Raw genomic sequence first — 567 nt, 5'->3', positions numbered from 1 at the left:
CATTAGATTTAACATCGCAAGAACTTGAAATTTTAGAGAGTAATAATCTAATGTTGGCTTAACCAGATCTCAGGTTACCTAAGCCTTGTTCGTCAAACCCGGCTTGCGAATTAGTACCTAATAAATCAAGGCCCCAATCGTATTTGTTAATTAAGCTATAGCCTAAAACAAGTCCACCGCTGAGTTGATTATGATCAAAATCAAGGTAAAAATTATCGTAAGAAACCGCAAGGCTTAAATCTAACTCGGCGCCAACATCATAAGAATTCATCCCCACCAAATAAGAATCTTCTATGTAATAACCAGCTCCTGCACTCCAGTCCCAGGCAAACCCTGTAGTGGGTTCCAATGTGTTATCGGCATAGTAACGATTGCTTGCTGTGCTCTGGCCACTAAAAATGAGCGCAAACAATAAGGCTGCACAACGGAAAAAATGTCTTTGTGGGAAATGCTTCATCCTTGGAACCTAAATTAGAGTTTGCTAAAGAGGCTAGGGTCTGTTGACCTTTGCGGATTAAAATTTGTTCAAACTAGGGGCGGTTTAATCGCGGCGCGAGGTTTGTAACC

1 pseudogene is annotated in these 567 nt (G+C 41.1%); it reads right to left on the bottom strand.

Annotated elements, in window-relative coordinates:
- Positions 1–61: 61 nt before the first annotated feature.
- Positions 62–457 (bottom strand): annotated as a pseudogene (locus AAEY57_RS19395) (MipA/OmpV family protein); the annotation flags it as partial.
- Between the last annotated feature and the right edge of the window lie 110 nt (positions 458–567).

Origin of the sequence: Pseudoalteromonas sp. MER144-MNA-CIBAN-0113 (assembly GCF_040308965.1) — a bacterium.
GTDB lineage: Bacteria > Pseudomonadota > Gammaproteobacteria > Enterobacterales > Alteromonadaceae > Pseudoalteromonas > Pseudoalteromonas tetraodonis.
This window is presented reverse-complemented; position numbering and strand designations above follow the sequence as displayed.